16 protein-coding genes are annotated in these 16,096 nt (G+C 71.9%); 12 read left to right on the forward strand and 4 right to left on the reverse strand.

Features of this window, described 5'->3' with window-relative positions; translation table 11 throughout:
- The first annotated feature begins 3 nt into the window (after positions 1–3).
- Both gshA and KA711_06450 read left to right on the forward strand, forming a co-directional pair.
- Complete coding sequence (gene gshA, locus KA711_06445) at positions 4–1,296, forward strand: glutamate--cysteine ligase (GenBank protein ID MCM0608625.1); 1,293 nt, start codon at positions 4–6, stop codon at positions 1,294–1,296.
- A complete protein-coding gene (locus KA711_06450; GenBank protein ID MCM0608626.1) occupies positions 1,293–3,182 on the forward strand; it encodes a potassium transporter Kup in 1,890 nt (629 codons plus the stop codon). The genes gshA and KA711_06450 overlap by 4 nt, the downstream gene beginning before the upstream one ends.
- Here the strand turns inward: KA711_06450 and KA711_06455 are convergent, their stop codons facing one another.
- Positions 3,183–4,256 (reverse strand): homocysteine S-methyltransferase family protein, encoded by a 1,074-nt coding sequence (locus tag KA711_06455; protein ID MCM0608627.1) that lies wholly within the window; start codon positions 4,254–4,256, stop codon positions 3,183–3,185.
- A gap of 45 nt (positions 4,257–4,301) precedes the next feature.
- Between KA711_06455 and KA711_06460 the strand changes: the two genes are divergently transcribed.
- On the forward strand, positions 4,302–4,694 hold the full coding sequence (locus tag KA711_06460) for a rhodanese-like domain-containing protein (GenBank protein MCM0608628.1): 393 nt from the start codon (positions 4,302–4,304) through the stop codon (positions 4,692–4,694).
- Between the two features lie 27 nt (positions 4,695–4,721).
- Here the strand turns inward: KA711_06460 and KA711_06465 are convergent, their stop codons facing one another.
- The 3 genes from KA711_06465 to KA711_06475 form a co-directional block, all read right to left on the reverse strand.
- Positions 4,722–6,233 (reverse strand): bifunctional diguanylate cyclase/phosphodiesterase, encoded by a 1,512-nt coding sequence (locus KA711_06465; GenBank protein MCM0608629.1) that lies wholly within the window; start codon positions 6,231–6,233, stop codon positions 4,722–4,724.
- Positions 6,234–6,361: 128 nt separating this feature from the next.
- Complete coding sequence (locus tag KA711_06470) at positions 6,362–6,619, reverse strand: DUF3567 domain-containing protein (protein MCM0608630.1); 258 nt, start codon at positions 6,617–6,619, stop codon at positions 6,362–6,364.
- A 54-nt stretch (positions 6,620–6,673) separates the two neighbouring features.
- A complete protein-coding gene (locus KA711_06475) occupies positions 6,674–7,834 on the reverse strand; it encodes a DUF3108 domain-containing protein (GenBank protein MCM0608631.1) in 1,161 nt (386 codons plus the stop codon).
- Between the two features lie 31 nt (positions 7,835–7,865).
- On the opposite strand from KA711_06475, the gene KA711_06480 reads away from it, so the two are divergent.
- From KA711_06480 to KA711_06520, 9 genes are all read left to right on the forward strand, one after another.
- On the forward strand, positions 7,866–8,723 hold the full coding sequence (locus tag KA711_06480) for a fumarylacetoacetate hydrolase family protein (GenBank protein MCM0608632.1): 858 nt from the start codon (positions 7,866–7,868) through the stop codon (positions 8,721–8,723).
- A gap of 19 nt (positions 8,724–8,742) precedes the next feature.
- Complete coding sequence (locus tag KA711_06485) at positions 8,743–9,228, forward strand: clan AA aspartic protease (GenBank protein MCM0608633.1); 486 nt, start codon at positions 8,743–8,745, stop codon at positions 9,226–9,228.
- Positions 9,229–9,343: 115 nt separating this feature from the next.
- Entirely contained in the window at positions 9,344–9,973 is a 630-nt protein-coding gene (locus KA711_06490; GenBank protein MCM0608634.1) for a hypothetical protein, read from the forward strand.
- 21 nt (positions 9,974–9,994) lie between these two features.
- Complete coding sequence (locus KA711_06495) at positions 9,995–11,236, forward strand: FIST C-terminal domain-containing protein (GenBank protein ID MCM0608635.1); 1,242 nt, start codon at positions 9,995–9,997, stop codon at positions 11,234–11,236.
- Between the two features lie 32 nt (positions 11,237–11,268).
- Positions 11,269–12,771 carry an FAD-binding protein gene (locus KA711_06500; GenBank protein MCM0608636.1) on the forward strand — a complete coding sequence of 501 codons (1,503 nt, stop codon included), beginning with the start codon at positions 11,269–11,271 and terminating at the stop codon, positions 12,769–12,771.
- A 5-nt stretch (positions 12,772–12,776) separates the two neighbouring features.
- Entirely contained in the window at positions 12,777–13,883 is a 1,107-nt protein-coding gene (glcE, locus tag KA711_06505; GenBank protein ID MCM0608637.1) for a glycolate oxidase subunit GlcE, read from the forward strand.
- A 29-nt stretch (positions 13,884–13,912) separates the two neighbouring features.
- The gene (locus tag KA711_06510) at positions 13,913–14,548 is read left to right on the forward strand and encodes a class I SAM-dependent methyltransferase (GenBank protein MCM0608638.1); all 636 of its coding nucleotides are present in this window, start codon (positions 13,913–13,915) and stop codon (positions 14,546–14,548) included.
- 16 nt (positions 14,549–14,564) lie between these two features.
- Complete coding sequence (gene glcF, locus KA711_06515; protein MCM0608639.1) at positions 14,565–15,845, forward strand: glycolate oxidase subunit GlcF; 1,281 nt, start codon at positions 14,565–14,567, stop codon at positions 15,843–15,845.
- An 85-nt stretch (positions 15,846–15,930) separates the two neighbouring features.
- Positions 15,931–16,086 (forward strand): hypothetical protein, encoded by a 156-nt coding sequence (locus KA711_06520; protein MCM0608640.1) that lies wholly within the window; start codon positions 15,931–15,933, stop codon positions 16,084–16,086.
- Positions 16,087–16,096: the final 10 nt, after the last annotated feature.

Below are 16,096 nucleotides of genomic sequence, written 5' to 3' on the forward strand. Positions count from 1 at the left end.
ACCATGGTTCCGCATCTGACGACCGCCCTGACGGGCCCCATCAACGAACTCGAGCAGCGCATCCTCGAGTCCATGCCGGCCATCGAGCGCTGGTTCCGGCTCGAGTGGATGGAGCACACGCCGGCCTTCTACGCCGCGGTGGACCTGCGCAATGCCGGCTTCAAGCTCGCACCGGTGTCGACCGACCTGTTCCCGGGCAGTTTCAACCACCTCACGCCCGAGATGCTGCCGCTGGCCGTGCAGGCCGCGATGGCGTCCATCGAGAAGATCTGCCCAGAGGCGCGCAACCTGCTCGTCGTGCCCGGCGACCTGGGCGACGACCCGTTCTACCGCGCCAGCGTGGGACGCCTGATGCAGATCTTCACCCAGGCGGGTCTGAACGTGCGGCTGGGCTCGACCGATCCCGCGCTGGCCGGGCCGCAGCGGCTGCCGCTGCCCGACGGCGGCGAGCTCTTGCTGGAGCCGCTGCTGCGCAGCAAGACGCGCCTGGGCCTGAAGGAGTTCGACCCCTGCACCATCCTGCTCAACAACGACTTCGCCCATGGCATCCCGCGCGAGTTCCACAACCTGCACGAGCAGTACCTGCTGCCGCCGCTGCATGCCGGCTGGACGGTGCGCCGCAAGAGCCGTCACTTCGAAAGCTATGAAGAAGTCGCCAAGAAGTTCGCCAAGCTGCTGGGCATGGACCCCTGGCTGATCACGCCGCTGCACAGCCGCTGCGGCGAGGTGGACTTCGACGACGCCGCCGGCCTGGACTGCGTGCGCGCCAACGTCGAGGCCGTGCTCGGCAAGGTGCGGCGCAAGTTCAAGGAGTACGGCATCAACGAGCGGCCTTTCGTCGTCATCAAGGCCGACCACGGCAACCTGGGCCGTGGCGTCGTGACGGTCCGCGACCTGCGCGATCTGGCGCATGCTGCCGCGCTGCGCGACCGCATGGGCCTGGCCAAGGACGGCCAGGCCATCACCGAGGTGCTGATCCAGGAGGGCGTGCCCAGCTTCGAACGTGTGCATGGCGCCGTGGCCGAGCCGGTGGTGATGACGATGGACCGCTACGTGGTCGGTGGCTTCTACCGCGTGCACGCCGAGCGCGGCGCCGACGAGAACCTCGGCGGCCCCGGATCGAGCTACGTGCCGCTGGCCTTCGCCGAGGGCAGCGCCCTGCCCAGGCCCGGCGCCAAGCCCGGCGCCAGCCCGCCCAACCGCTTCTACATGTACGGCGTCATGGGCCGGCTGGCCATGCTGGCCGCTGCCTACGAGCTGGAGGCCACCGACCCCGAGGCCGAGAGCTTCGAATGAGCGGTGCACAAGGTGGCCAGCGCGCGGCGCTGCCGGCGCTGACCCTGGCTGCCATCGGCGTCGTCTATGGCGACATCGGCACCAGCCCGCTGTATGCACTGAAGGAGGTGTTCGCGCACGGCCGCGTCGCGATGACGCCGGAGCACGTGCTGGGCATCCTGTCGCTGGTGTTCTGGACAGTGACGGTGGTGGTCACGCTCAAGTACGTGACGCTGATCCTGCGCGCCGACAACCACGGCGAAGGCGGCCTCATCGCGATGCTCGCGCTGGCCTCGCAGGCCGTGAAGGACCGCCCCGTGCTGCGCTCGCGCCTGCTGCTGCTGGGCATCTTCGGCACGGCGGTGTTCTTCGGCGATGGCGTCATCACGCCGGCCATCAGCGTGTTGTCGGCCGTCGAAGGGCTGGAGGTCGCCGCGCCGGGGCTGCACCGCTATGTGGTGCCGGTCACGCTGGCGGTGCTGACGCTGCTTTTCGCGCTTCAGCGCTTCGGCACCGCGGCGGTGGGGCGCTGGTTCGGGCCGATCACGCTGGTGTGGTTTGTGGTGCTGGCGGTGCTGGGTGTCGTGCACATCGTGCGCCATCCCGGCGTGCTGGTGGCGCTGTCGCCGCACCACGCGCTGGGTTTCATGCTCGCCGAGCCCGGCGTGGCCTTCGTCGCGCTCGGGGCCGTCGTGCTGTGCGTCACCGGCGCCGAGGCGCTGTACGCGGATCTCGGCCACTTCGGCAAGCGACCGATCCGCCTGGCCTGGTTCACCGTCGTGATGCCGGCGCTGCTGCTGAACTATTTCGGCCAGGGTGCGATGCTGCTGCAGCACCCCGAGAACGTCGCCAACCCCTTCTATGAGATGGCGCCGCAGTGGGCGCTTTTCCCGCTGATCGGGCTGGCCACGGCAGCCACCGTGATCGCCTCGCAGGCGCTCATCACGGCGGCCTTCTCGGTGGCCAAGCAGGCGGCGCAGCTGGGCTACATCCCGCGGCTGCGGCTGCTGCACACCAGCGTGCGTGCCAGCGGTCAGGTCTACATCCCGTTCATCAACTGGAGCCTTTACGGCTGTGTCGTCTTCGCCGTGGTGGTGTTCGGCAGCAGCAGCGCGCTGGCCTCGGCCTACGGCATCGCGGTGACGATCGACATGACCATCACCACGGTGATGACCTTCTTCGTCATCCGCCACGCCTGGCGGCTGCCGCTGTCGCTGTGCCTGGCGGCCACCGGCTGCTTCTTCGCCGTCGACCTGGTGTTCCTGTCGGCCAACCTCGTGAAGGTGCTCGACGGTGGCTGGTTCCCGCTGGCCATCGGCGGCGTGGTGTTCGCACTGATGACCACCTGGCACGCCGGCCGGCGGCTGATGGCCGAGCGGCTGCGCGACGAGGCGCTGGAGCTCGGCCCCTTCATCGAGAGCCTGTTCCTGGCGCCGCCGCTGCGCGTGCCGGGCACGGCGGTGTTCCTCAGCGCCGAGCAGGGCAGCACACCGTTCGCCTTGCTGCACAACCTCAAGCACAACAAAGTACTGCACGCGCAGAACCTGTTCGTCACCGTGGTGCACCATGAGCAGCCCTGGATCGGCTTCGACCGGCGCGTCGAGGTGCAACCGCTGGGCCACGACTGCTGGCAGGTGACGTTGCACTTCGGCTTCAAGAACGAGCCCGACGTGCCCGAGGCGCTGAAGCTGCTTTCCGGCCGCGGCATCGAACTCGACGAGATGGAGACGAGCTACTTCCTCAGCCGCGACAGCGTGATCCCGACCCTGGGCCGGGCGCGTGGGGGCATGGCACCCTGGCGCGAGAAGCTGTTCGCCAGCATGCACCGCAACGCCGCCGCGGCGGCCGACTTCCTGCACCTGCCGACGAACCGCCTCGTCGAGCTGGGCACGAAGATCGAGGTGTGACTACGCCGCCAGCAGCGGGGTGAACAGCCTGGTCTGCCGCGGCCGGAAGGGCTTGAGCCGCCGGGCGATCTCGGCGATGTGCTCCGGTGTGGTGCCGCAGCAGCCCCCGGCGATGTTGAGGAAGCCGCTCTTGGCGAACTCCTCCAGCAGCGCGGCCGTGACCTCGGGCGTCTCGTCGAAGCCGGTGTCGCTCATCGGGTTGGGCAGGCCGGCGTTGGGGTAGCAGCTGATCCAGGTGTCGAAGGCCACCTTCGACAGCTCTTCGATGTAGGGCCGCATCAGCGCCGCACCGAGCGCGCAGTTCAGGCCCACGGCCAGCGGCCGGGCGTGGCGCACGCTGTGCCAGAAGGCGGCCACGGTCTGGCCGCTGAGGATGCGGCCGGAAGCGTCGGTGACGGTGCCGCTGATGATGACCGGCAGCCGCTCGCCCGTGTCCTCCATCAGCTCGTCCAGCGCGAAGATGGCGGCCTTGGCGTTGAGCGTGTCGAAGATGGTCTCGACCAGGAACACATCGCAGCCGCCTTCGAGCAGGCCTTCGGCCTGCTCGCGGTAGGCGGCGCGCAGCTCGTCGAAGCTGACGTTGCGTGCACCGGGGTCGTTGACATCGGGGCTGATGCTGGCGGTGCGCGGCGTCGGGCCCAGGGCGCCTGCCACGAAACGCGGCTTGTCGGGCGTGCTGTGGCGGTCGCAGGCCACGCGGGCCAGGCGCGCGGCGAAGACGTTCATCTCGCGTGCCAGGTGGGCCAGGCCGTAGTCCTCTTGCGCAATGCTGGTCGCGCCGAAGGTGTTGGTCTCGATCAGGTCGGCGCCGGCGGCGAGGTACTGCTCATGGATGCCGAGGATGACATCGGGCCGCGTCAGCACCAGCAGGTCGTTGTTGCCCTTCAGGTCCTTGGGGTGGCCGGCCAGCGCCGCGTTGCGGAAGTCCGCCTCGCCGAGCTTGTGGCGCTGGATCATCGTGCCCATGGCGCCATCGATGATGGCGATGCGCTGCTGCAAAATGGCGGGCAGGGCGGCTGCTCGGGTGTAGCGAGCGGTCAGGGGGGCCGGGACGGGCGAGTTCGGCGCGTTCATCATCCGATTGTAGAAAGCCCCACCACGGCGCACCACGCCGAGCGCATGAAACACCTCACTCCCCTACAGACCTGGCGTTACCTGCAGTCGAACCCTGACGCGTTGTTCGTCGACGTGCGCATGGAGATCGAGTACCTGTACGTCGGCCACCCGCCCGGCGTGGTGCACATCGCGTGGTACGAGTACCCGGAGATGCAGGCCGACCCTGGCACCTTCGTGCGCCAGGTGCGGCTCGAGGGTGGTCGCGAAGACCGCCCGGTGGTGCTGATCTGCCGCTCCGGCAAGCGCACCGTCGAGGCCGGCCAGGCGCTCGAGTCCGCCGGCTTCCGCGAGGTGGTCAACGTGCTGCACGGATTCGAGGGCGAACTCGACGAACATTTCCAGCGTGGCCGCCTCAACGGCTGGCGGCACGACGGGCTGCCCTGGGAGCAGCTCTGAGAGCGTAGCCCCGCCCCGGGCCGCCCGTCACACCAGCGGCGCCGGGGCCGTCGGGTCGAACAGCGAGGGCCTGAACGCCGGTGGCGCTGCCGGGCCGTCGCACATCGCCCACAAGGCCAGCGCCGAGGGCGACATGGGCCTGGCGAACAGGAAGCCCTGCAACTCGTCACAGCCCAGCGTCACCAGCGCGTCGCGCTGGGCCTCGGTCTCCACGCCCTCGGCCACCACGTGCAGCTGCAGCGAGCGCGCCATCTGCACGACGGCGCGCACGATCGCGCGCGCCGCCTCGCTGTCTTCGATGTCATGCACGAGGCCGGCGTCAATCTTCAGCTCGGCCGGTGCCAGGCGGCGGATGTGCGCCAGGCTGGCCGAGGTGCCGGCGCCGAAGTCGTCGATGGACACGTGCAAACCGGCCCTGCGCATGCGTTCGAACGCGCCGCGCGTGGCCGGCGTGTCCTCGATGGCGATGTTCTCGGTGATTTCGCAGGTCAGACGGTGCGGGGGTATGCCGTGGTGGCGCAACGAGTGCAGCAGCTGGTCGACGAAGTCGGGGCTGCGCAGCTGGTGGCCGGAGATGTTGACGGCGATGCGCATGCGCAGGCCAGCCTCGCGCCACTCGGCAGCCTGGCGGCAGGCCTCCTCGATGACCCACGCGCCGATTTCGCGGATCAGGCCGTGGCGCTCGGCCAGTGGCACGAACTGCGCCGGGCTCACGAGCCCGCGCCTCGGGTGCTGCCAGCGCAGCAGCGCCTCGGCGGAGGTGACCTGCAGCGAGCGGGCGTCGATCTTGGGCTGGTACACCAGCTGGAGCTGGCCGCGCGCCAGGGCCTGGCGCAGGTCCAGCAGCAGCTCGGCGTGCTCGCGGTGCTTGACGCTCATCGTCAGGTCGTAGCGGGTGTGGCCGTTGCCGCCGGTTTGCTTGACGCTGCGCATCGCCAGCGCGGCGTGCGCCAGCAGGCGAGGCCCAGCGGCATCGTCGGGGTAGACCGCGAAGCCGATGGAGGCGCTGATCTGCAGGTTCAGGGCCCCGGTCTCCAAGGGCGCGTTCAAATGCTTTTGCAGCTCGCGAGCGAGGGTGTCAAGCTCGCCGACGCCACCCTCGCGGAACAGCACGAACTCGTCGCCGCCCACACGCGCCACCTGCGGCCGGTCATCCACCCAGGCCGACAGGCGCGCGGCCAGCTCGCGCAGCACGACGTCGCCGACGCCGTGCCCGTAGGCGTCGTTGATGGCGCGGAAGCCGTCCAGGCCGATGCAGGCCAGGCACAGTGCGCGCTGTTCGCGATCAGCCCGCTGCACCGCCATGCAGAGCTCCTGCTCCAGGGCCTCGCGCGAGATCAGGCCCGTGAGCGGGTCGCGCTGGCGCAGGTCGCTCAGCTCGGAACAGGCCGCGTCAAGGCGGCGGCGCAGACGGCTGTGCGCCTGCCATTGGCGCGCCGCCATCATCAAGGCCAGGGCCAACAGCGAGACGACCAGCCCGAACGATGCCACCGTGTGGTCGCTCAAGGACTCGCTCAAAGCCTCTATCAGGGATCCCATGCCCGGCTTATCGGAGCCGCGCGAGCCAGCTTGACACCTGTCTTTCAGATCGGCGGAAATCGGCACCCGCGCCAGGGCCGCCCGTTCCCCCGCCGCAGGCGGGCCGCGCCGCGCGGCCCCCGTGGCGTTCAGTGCAGCGCCAGCGGCTGCAGCGCGGCGTGGGCGAAACCGGCAATGAACTCGTCGAGCGACTCCGGGTTGGAGCCCTGCCGCACGAGCGCCTGCACGCCGCGTTCGAAGCGTTGGGCCACCGCACCCTGGAGGTAGACCTCCCGGCGTGCGAACTTGTCCACGATTTCGTAGCCACCCGCCGCGCTGCCCGGCTCGCCACCGGAGTTGTCGAAACGGACGACCACGAAGTTGTCGGAGTTGTAGAGCATCTGCATGGCACCGCAGGTGGGGCCCCCAGGGCCGGCTTCAAGGCCGCGGGGCGGGGCGGGTCAGCGCCAGGCCAGCTCCAGGCGCCGCAGTTCGACCACCGGGCCCTCGCCGTCGTGGCGCCAGGCGGCACGCAGCGGCAGGTGGTGCGCAGCGGGGTCGAGCCAGACGCGCACCTCGGTGTCGAGCTGGCGGTCGGCCTTGCGCTGCAGGGCCAGCGCCGGCTGCGGCCGGCCGTCGTCGCCGCGCAGCGACTCGGCGCCGGTGATCTCGAAAACCCAGACGTCGGCGTCGCCGCGCGGGCTCACCACCCACATCGACACGCGGGCCCCGGGCTGGCGCAGCGCGGGGTCGGTATCGACGATCGCCGCCAGCTGCAACAGCCAGCTCAGGCGGTCCTGCACGCCCTCGGGCAAGGGCAGCTCGTGGGCCGGGCCGCTGAAGCTGATGCGCGCGCCACCGGGCGCGTCGCGCTGGAAGTTCACGGCGCGCCGGTCGCGGCCGCGCCGGCCATCGACGAAGCGCACGGGCTCCAGCCCGGCGCGGCCCATGCCCCCCTCGCTGCGCAGGTGGCTGATGTTCTGGCCCAACACACTGGTCTGCAGCTCCAACTGGTAACGCCCGCCGACGTTGCTGAAGCGCCAGTCCGCCTGGCCTCCGAAGGCCCCGCGGCGCATGTCGAAGCGGGCCTCAAAGGGCGGCGGCAGGCTGGCGCGGTAACGCGGCAGGGGCGGCGCCGAGGGTGCCGCAGGCGCAGCCGCTGCTGGCGGCGTGGCGGCGGCCACCAGCCTGGGCTCGGGCGATCCCGGTGGGGGGGTGCTGCCCGGCTCGGTGGCCGCTGCGGCCGGCAGGGCGGCGGCCGTTGCGCCGGGCGTTGCGGATGGCGGGCCGCTTGCGACAAAGGGCTCGCCGGTGGCCACCGGCGCGTCGGGCCGGGTCGGCTGCGGACGGGGTCGGTCAGCCGGCGGCTCCTGCGGTGCGGCGACGGGCGCCACGACGGGTTCCGAAGGCGCCGGCACCGTACGCACCGCCATGGTCGCCCCACGCGCAGGCGGTGCCTGCCCCGCGATGGCCGGCGTGCCCCCGCCGGCCGCCACCAGGCCCATCAAGGCCAGCGCGTGCACCAGGGCTACCGTCACCAGCAGGGCCGCCGCCAGCGGCCAGCGACGCGCCGGGGGTGCGCCCTCGGGCTGCGCAAAGGGACTGGGGTCGGGAGCGCTCACCCCACAATAGTGCCATCGACACCCGCTCCCCATGAAACTCGCCACCCTGATGGACGGCTCGCGCGATGGCCAGCTCGCCGTCGTCTCGCGCGACCTCACGCAAGCCCACTTTGCTGCCGGCATCGCCACCACGATGCAGCAGCTGCTGGACGACTGGAACTTCGTCTCGCCGCAACTCGAGGATCTCTCGGCCATCCTCAACGGCGGCAAGGCGCGGCACGCCTTTGCCTTCGACCCCGCTCGCTGCCTGGCGCCGCTGCCGCGGCCGGTGGCCTGGCTGCGCACGGTGGGCGATGGGCTCGAGGCCGGCGCCGGCGGCGCGCTGGCCGGCGCACGGCTGTCGCTGCCGGCCGATCCGCCTTTCGAGCTGCAGGCGCAGCTGGCGGTGATCACGGCCGACATCCCCTGCGGAGCCGACGCCGACACCGCGCTGGAAGCCGTTCGCCTGCTGCTGCTGGCCGCCGAGGCGCCGCAAGCCGCGGCCGACCTCGCGGCCTGGCGGCTGCACACACAGGCGTGGGCCGCCTTCGGCCCGGTGGCGGTGACGCCCGACGAGCTGGGCGCCGCCTGGCAACGCGGGCGCATCGACGGGCTGCTGCGCGTGTTGCGCGCCGGCCGTGAGGCCGGGCGGGCCGACACCGGCAGCGCCATCGGCGGCTTCGGGCGCTGGCTGGCCGCGGCGGCGCAGTGCCGGCCGCTGGCTGCAGGCACCTTGCTGGCCCAGGCAGTGCCGCTGTCGGCGCAGAACGGCGCCGCCGACGGCCCGACCGGTGCCTTGCGTCTCGCCCTGGGCGACAGCTGCACGCTCAGCCTGGAGACCGCCCAGGCCGAGGCGCCGCTGGGGCGGCTCATGGTCGACGTCGACACGCCCGCGGCGACGGCAGCCTGAGAGCCGGGCGCGAGCGGCGATGAACGAGCTGCCGGGCTGGCTGAAGCACGCCACGGTTTGGCTGCTGCTCGGGTTGTTGATGTTCCTGGGCGTGCAGGTCTGGCAGGCCCGTGAGCGCCAGACGCGCTTCGCGATCGAAGGCCAGCTGGTCGAGATCCGCCGCAGTGCCGACGGCCACTACCACTGGCTGGGTCGGCTGGCCGGCCGCGAGGTGGAGTTCCTGGTTGACACCGGCGCCACCGGCACCGCCATCCCGTCGCGCCTGGCGGACGAGCTGGGCCTGCCGACCGTGGGCGCGGTGCAGTCGGCCACGGCCGGCGGTGTGGTGCAGGGCCGGGTCGTCGTCGGCGACCTCGAACTCGAGGGTGGCGTGCGCGCCGAACGGCTGCGCATCACTGCGCTGCCGCAGCTGCACGCGCCGCTGCTGGGCATGGACGTGCTCGGCCGGTTGCCGCTGCAGCAGGACCGCGGCGTGCTGCGCATCGACCTCGGCGGCGCCCGGTGATGCCGCGAGCGGCGGGCGCGCCTGGGAGCGTGGGCCGCTGGAATCCAGGCTCGCTGGCGCACAATGGAACGGCGGCCGCTGCGCGCCGCGACTTGCACCCCGAGGGAGACCGGTGATGAGTTCCGCGGCCGACTTCGCCCGCCACGTGCCGGGCTTCGACTTCCTGCAGGGCCTGCTGAAGAACGCGGGTGCCGGGCTGCCGAACGTTGGCCAGTGGATCGCACCCACCCTGGACCCTGCCGAGCTCGACAAGCGGATCCAGGAGCTCAAGACCGTGCAGTTCTGGCTCGAGCAGAACGCGCGGCTGCTGGCCACCACGATCCAGGCGCTCGAGGTGCAGCGCATGACGCTGAACACGCTCCAGGGGATGAACCTGCCGATGGCCGAGCTGTCGGAGTCGCTGAAGATCAAGCCGTTTGCAAAACCGGCGCCTGAGCCCAAGCCCGCGGCGCGGCCGCGCCGCAAGGCCGCGCCGCGTGCCAAGGCTGCCGGGCCGACCGCTGCGGCCGTCGACCCCATGCAGTGGTGGGGCGCGCTCACGCAGCAGTTCAGCGAGCTGGCTGCGCAGGCCCTCAAGGACACGGCCCAGGACGGCGCCCGGTCGCTGGCCGGCACCGTGGTCAAGCGCTCGGTGGACGCCGCCGCCAGTGCGCTCGATACCGCGGCTTCGTTGCCGGGCAAGGCGGCCAAGGCCGCCAAGACGGCAACCCGAAGCGCAGGCCGTGCGGCGCCCAGGCGTCGTTGAGCGGCAGCCCGAAGCGCTGTCATGCACGCCTTTCTCGTCGGTCACGCCACCCACCCCGACTGGCGCGGCGCCCTTGCGCTGGCCGCGGCGCAGGTGGAGGCGCGGCGCGCCGAGCACGAGGCCAGCGCGCGTGGGCCGCTGTCCTTGGGTTTCGTCTATTTCACCGACCACTTTGCCGGTGACGCCGACGCGCTGGTGGCCGCCCTGCGCCAGCGCTGGCCGGGTGTGGCCTGGGTGGGCAGCGTCGGCGTCGGCGTGGCGGCCATGGGGGTGGAGTACTTCGACGAGCCGGCGCTGGTGCTGATGTTGGCGGCGCTGCCCGCCGGGCGCTTTGAGGTCTTCTCGGGCGCCCGCAAGCTGCACCGCATCGAGCCCTTCAGCGCGCTTGTGCACGCCGACCCGGCCACGCCGGACCTGGCCGAGCTGATTGGCGAAATGAGTGACCGCCTCAGCTCGGGCTACGTGTTCGGCGGCCTGGCCTCCTCGCGCAGCGCCGCCGTGCACGTGGCCGACGGCGCCTGGCGCGGCGGCCTGTCGGGCGTGGCCTTCACGCGCGATGTGGCGCTGGTGTCGCGCGTGAGCCAGGGCTCGCAGCCGCTGGGCCCGGTGCGCCGCGTGACGGCCGCCGAGCGCAACCTGGTGCTGGCGCTCGACGGTGAGCCGGCACTGCCCTGCCTGCTGCGCGACATCGGCCTGGCCGATCTCTCCGAGCCGCGCACCGCCCTGGCCCGGCTGCGCGCCACACTCGTGGCGCTGGCCGACGCCGATGCCACGATGCTGGGCCGCGGCGGCCAGTTTGGTGCCGATACGCGCGTCCGTCACCTCGTGGGGCTCGATCCCGCCCGCGAGGCCGTGGCCGTGGCCGACCTGGTGGAGCCCGGCATGTCGCTGGGCTTCTGCCAGCGCGATGTGCAGGCGGCGCGGCGTGATCTCGTGCGCATCTGTGCCGAGATCCGCGACGAGCTCGAGTCGGCGCAGGCCCCGGTCATCATCGCGGGCGATGGACCCGACAGCCTGGCGCCCCTGGACGACGGCCCGTCCGGCGCGCCGAGGCGCATCGCCGGTGGCCTCTATGTGTCGTGCTCGGGCCGTGGCGGGCCGCACTTTGGCGGGCCCTCGGCCGAGCTGCAGCTGGTGCAGCACGCCTTGTCGGGCGGTGGCCCGGAGGTGCCGCTGGTGGGGTTTTTCGCCGCGGGCGAGGTGGCGCGCCACCATGTCTACGGCTACACCGGGGTGCTGACAGTCTTCACCGCAGCGGGCTGAATCACCGCCGGGCCGGGCGCTACAGTCTGTGCATGAATGCGCCGCTGCCCACCGTCCGCGCCGATCCGGCCGAACGTGCCGCCCGCCAACGCCTGCTGGTTGACGCCCTGGCCCCTCTGCTGCCGGCTCACGCGCTGCTCTGGCAGGCCGAGGACACCGTGCCCTATGAATGCGACGGGCTCACCGCCTACCGCCAGCTGCCGCTGGCGGTGGCGCTGCCCGAGACCGAGGCCCAGGTGAGTGCCGTGCTCGCGGCCTGCCACCGGCTGGCCGTGCCCGTGGTGGCGCGCGGCGCCGGCACCGGGTTGTCGGGCGGCGCCATGCCGCACCCGCTGGGCCTGACGCTCAGCCTGGCCAAGTTCAACCGCATCGTGCAGGTGGACGTGCACGCGCGCACGGCCACCGTGCAGTGCGGCGTGCGCAACCTCGCGATCAGCGAAGCCGTGGCGAAGCACGGCCTGTACTACGCCCCGGATCCGTCCAGCCAGATCGCCTGCACGATCGGCGGCAACGTGGCCGAGAACTCCGGCGGCGTGCACTGCCTGAAGTACGGCCTCACGCTGCACAACGTGCTGCGCGTGCGCGGTTACACGGCCGAGGGCGAGGCGGTGGAGTTCGGCTCCGAGGCGCTGGACGTGCCGGGCCTGGACCTGCTGCCGCTGGTGGTGGGCAGCGAGGGCATGCTGGCCGTGACGACCGAAGTGGTGGTGAAGCTCACGCCCAAGCCGCAACTGGCGCGCTGCATCATGGCCAGCTTCGACGACGTGCGCAAAGCCGGCGATGCGGTGGCCGCGGTCATCGCCGCCGGCATCATCCCCGCGGGCCTGGAGATGATGGACAAGCCCATGACGGCGGCGGTGGAAGACTTCGTGCACGCCGGCTACGACCTCTCGGCCGAGGCCATCCTGCTGTGCGAGAGCGACGGCACGCCCGAAGAGGTGGCGGAAGAAATCGACCGCATGCTGGAGGTGCTGTCGGGCTGCGGCGCCACACGCCTGGAGGTGAGCCGGGACGAGGCCCAGCGCCTGCGTTTCTGGAGCGGCCGCAAGAACGCCTTCCCGGCCAGCGGCCGCATCAGCCCCGACTACATGTGCATGGACTCGACCATCCCGCGCAAGCGCCTGGCCGACATCCTGCTGGCCATTGCCGAGATGGAGAAGAAGTACCAGCTGCGCTGCTGCAACGTCTTCCATGCCGGCGACGGCAACCTGCACCCGCTGATCCTGTACGACGCCAACGATCCCGACCAGCTGCGCCGCTGCGAGCTGTTCGGCGCCGACATCCTGGAAACCAGCGTCGCCATGGGCGGCACCGTCACCGGCGAACACGGCGTGGGCGTGGAAAAGCTCAGCAGCATGTGCGTGCAGTTCAGCCCCGAGGAGCGCGAGGCGATGTTCGCCGTGAAGCGCGCGTTCGATGAAGCCGGCGGCCTGAACCCCGGCAAGGTGATCCCGACGCTGCAGCGCTGCGCCGAGTACGGCCGCATGCACGTGAAGAAGGGCCTGCTGCCCTTCGCCCACCTGGAGCGCTTCTGAGCACCATGGCGCTGCAGGATCCGGCGCTGGCGCGCCTCGTCGAACGCATCCGCGCCGCCGCGGCCGACCGCCAGCCGCTGGCGCTGCGCGGCGGCGGCACCAAGGACTTCTACGGCGGCGAGCCCGTGGGCGACGTGCTCGACCTGCGGCCGCTGGCCGGCATCAGCCGCTACGAGCCCAGCGAGCTGGTGGTCACCGTGCGCGCCGGCACGCCGCTGGCGGCGCTTGAGGCGGTGCTCGCCGAGCAGGGCCAGAGCCTGGCCTTCGAGCCGCCGCGCTTTGTGTCATCGGCGGGTGAGGGCGGCACCGTGGGCGGCATGGTGGCCGCGGGCCTGGCCGGCCCGGCGCGGCTGGCCGCCGGCGGCGTGCGCGACTACGTGCTCGGTGCGACCATGGTCAACGGCCGCGCCGAGGTGCTCAGCTTCGGCGGCCAGGTGATGAAGAACGTTGCCGGCTACGACGTCTGCCGCGTCCTTGCCGGCAGCCTGGGCGTGCTGGGCCTGATCGCCGAGGTGTCGCTGAAGGTGCTGCCGCTGCCGCGTGCCGTGGCCACGACGCGGCTGGAGCTCGACGCCGGCACGGCCATCCGCCGCGTCAACGAGCTGCTCGGCCAGCCGCTGCCGCTGAACGCCAGCGCCTGGTGGGACGGCATGCTCGTGCTGCGCCTGGCCGGCGCCGAGGCCGCCGTGCAGTCGGCACTGGCCCGCATCGGCGGCGAGCGGGTCGATGACGCGATGGCCGCACCGTTCTGGCTCGGGCTGCGCGACCACACGGACGAATTCTTCGCCGGTGCGGCCAAGGCCGTGATGGCCGGGGCCGCACTGTGGCGGCTGTCGGTGCCGGCAGTGACGCCGCCGCTCAAGCTCTCGGGCGAACAGCTCGTGGAATGGGGCGGCGCGCAGCGCTGGATCTGCACCAGCGCGCCCGCGGCCACGCTGCGCGAGGCCGCGGCGGCGGTGGGCGGGCACGCGGTGCTGTTCCGCGCGCAGGACAAGTCGGCCGGCAGCTTTGCCACGCCGCCGCCCGCGCTGCTGCGCATCCACCGCGCCCTGAAGCAGCAGTTCGACCCCGCCGGCATCTTCAACCCCGGTCGGCTGCTGCCGGGGCTGTGAGCGAGCCGCCGATGGACATTACCGATCAGATGCGCGGCTACTACGCGCAGCGCGCCGCCTACTACGAGCGCGTCTACGCCCAGCCCGAGCGCCAGGACGAGCTGCGCGCCATCGAGGCCGCGCTGCCGGCGGTGTTTGCCGGCCGGCGCGTGCTGGAGATCGCCTGCGGCACCGGGTGGTGGACGCCGCACGGCGCGCGCGACGCCGCGTTCTGGCTGGCCACCGACGCCCAACCCGAAACGCTGGCCGTGGCGCGCGCCAAGCCCATGCCGCCGGCTGTGCGCTTTGCCACCGCCGATGCCTACTCGCTGGCCGAGCTGGGCGTGAAGCGTTTCGACGCCGCCTTCGCCGGCTGCTGGTGGAGCCACGTGCCGCTGGCGCGCCTGCGCGCCTGGCTCGACACGCTGCACGCGCGGCTGCTGCCTGGCGCGCGCGTGCTGATGCTCGACAACAGCTTCGTGCAGACCCGCAGCACGCCCATCTCGCGCGCCGACGCCGAGGGCAACACCTACCAGCTGCGCACGCTCGACGACGGCAGCCAGCACGAGGTGCTGAAGAACTTCCCCTCGGCCGCCGAGGCCATCGCCGCACTCGGCCCGCGGGCCTGCGCCCCGCAGTGGACGGCGCACACGCACTACTGGCTTCTGAGCTACACGCTCGACTGACAACCCGAGCCACCGGATGCAAACCCACCTGGCCCCCGAGTTCCAAGGCACGCCCGACGGCCAAGAGGCCGAGGCCATCCTGCGCAAGTGCGTGCACTGCGGCTTCTGCACCGCCACCTGCCCCACCTACCAGCTGCTCGGCGACGAGCTCGACGGCCCGCGCGGGCGCATCTACCTGATGAAGCAGGTGCTGGAGGGCGCCGAGGTCACGCGCAAGACGCAGCAGCACCTGGACCGCTGCCTCACCTGCCGCAACTGCGAGACCACCTGCCCCAGCGGCGTGGACTACGGCCACCTGGTGGAGATCGGCCGCCGCGTGGTCGAGGCCAAGGTCGAGCGCCCCAAGGGCGAGCAGGCCGTGCGCTGGCTGCTGAAGGAGGGCCTGACCTCGCCGCTGTTCGGGCCCGCCATGAAGCTGGGCCAGGCCGTGCGCCCGCTGCTGCCCGCGGCGCTGAAGGCCAAGGTGCCGGCGCCGGCCCGGGGCGCGGCCGCCGCCCGCGCCCACCGCTGGCCCACCCGCGAGCATCCGCGCAAGGTGCTCTTGCTGCTGGGCTGCGTGCAGCCGGCCATGATGCCCAACATCAACAGCGCCACTGCGCGTGTGCTCGACGCCGCCGGCATCCAGACCCTGGTGGCCGACGGTGCCGGCTGCTGCGGTGCCATCCGCTCGCACCTGAACGACCACGAGGGCGGCCTCGCCGACATGCGCCGCAACATCGACGCCTGGTGGCCGCTGGCGCAGGGTCTCACGTCACAGGGCAGCGTCGAGGCCATCGTGATGAACGCTTCCGGATGCGGCTCAGCAGTGAAGGACTACGCCCACGCGCTGGCCCACGACCCCGACTACGCCGACAAGGCCGTCGCCATCAGCGCGCTGACGAAGGACCTCTCGGAGCTGCTGCCCGCGATGCTGCCAGCGCTGACGCCCAAATTGAGCGCCGCCGCGCAGGGTCGGGGCAATGCACTGAGCCCGCGCAAGCTGGCCTTCCACCCGCCCTGCACGCTGCAGCACGGCCAGCAACTGCGCGGCGGCGTCGAGCAGGCGCTGGGCGCGCTCGGCTTCGAGGTCTCGCTGGCCACGGCCGAGAGCCACCTGTGCTGTGGCAGCGCCGGCACCTACAGCGTGCTGCAGCCCGAGCTGGCCACGCAGCTGCGCGACCGCAAGCTGGGCCATCTGGCGCCGCTGGAGCCCGAGGTCATCGTCAGCGCCAACATCGGTTGCATCCAGCACCTGCAGTCGGGGACGGCCACGCCGGTGCGCCACTGGGTCGAGGTCCTCGACGAAGCCCTGGGTTGAGCGGGCCGGCGGGCCAGGCCCGGCGCGTGGGCGACGGAAAGACCATGAGGTCCACTTGAGAGCAAGAGGAAGGTCGACTTCCCGTTTGCCGATCAGGTGCTCGAGCGCGCTGGCCTGCGACTGCGACGCCGCCGCCTTCGGGCGCCTGTTCCAGGTGCTGGTGCACCACGCCGCCCGCGTGCGTGAGACGGCCTGCGAGGCCCGCGGCGACGATGCCTGCGGGTTCGGACTGCGCTGGTGACAGCGACCCC

The organism is Ideonella sp. WA131b (assembly GCA_023657425.1).
Lineage (GTDB): Bacteria > Pseudomonadota > Gammaproteobacteria > Burkholderiales > Burkholderiaceae_C > Rubrivivax.

Excerpts from the sequence above, each read along its gene's own strand:
- KA711_06490 (MCM0608634.1), top strand. The coding sequence starts at position 9,344 with ATGAGTTCCGCGGCCGACTTCGCCCGCCACGTGCCGGGCTTCGACTTC.
- KA711_06450 (MCM0608626.1), top strand. The coding sequence starts at position 1,293 with ATGAGCGGTGCACAAGGTGGCCAGCGCGCGGCGCTGCCGGCGCTGACC.
- KA711_06455 (MCM0608627.1), bottom strand. The coding sequence starts at position 4,256 with ATGAACGCGCCGAACTCGCCCGTCCCGGCCCCCCTGACCGCTCGCTAC.
- glcE (MCM0608637.1), top strand. The coding sequence starts at position 12,777 with ATGGCGCTGCAGGATCCGGCGCTGGCGCGCCTCGTCGAACGCATCCGC.
- glcF (MCM0608639.1), top strand. The coding sequence starts at position 14,565 with ATGCAAACCCACCTGGCCCCCGAGTTCCAAGGCACGCCCGACGGCCAA.
- KA711_06460 (MCM0608628.1), top strand. The coding sequence starts at position 4,302 with ATGAAACACCTCACTCCCCTACAGACCTGGCGTTACCTGCAGTCGAAC.
- KA711_06495 (MCM0608635.1), top strand. The coding sequence starts at position 9,995 with ATGCACGCCTTTCTCGTCGGTCACGCCACCCACCCCGACTGGCGCGGC.
- KA711_06480 (MCM0608632.1), top strand. The coding sequence starts at position 7,866 with ATGAAACTCGCCACCCTGATGGACGGCTCGCGCGATGGCCAGCTCGCC.
- KA711_06470 (MCM0608630.1), bottom strand. The coding sequence starts at position 6,619 with ATGCAGATGCTCTACAACTCCGACAACTTCGTGGTCGTCCGTTTCGAC.
- KA711_06510 (MCM0608638.1), top strand. The coding sequence starts at position 13,913 with ATGCGCGGCTACTACGCGCAGCGCGCCGCCTACTACGAGCGCGTCTAC.
- KA711_06485 (MCM0608633.1), top strand. The coding sequence starts at position 8,743 with ATGAACGAGCTGCCGGGCTGGCTGAAGCACGCCACGGTTTGGCTGCTG.
- gshA (MCM0608625.1), top strand. The coding sequence starts at position 4 with ATGGTTCCGCATCTGACGACCGCCCTGACGGGCCCCATCAACGAACTC.
- KA711_06465 (MCM0608629.1), bottom strand. The coding sequence starts at position 6,233 with ATGGGATCCCTGATAGAGGCTTTGAGCGAGTCCTTGAGCGACCACACG.
- KA711_06500 (MCM0608636.1), top strand. The coding sequence starts at position 11,269 with ATGAATGCGCCGCTGCCCACCGTCCGCGCCGATCCGGCCGAACGTGCC.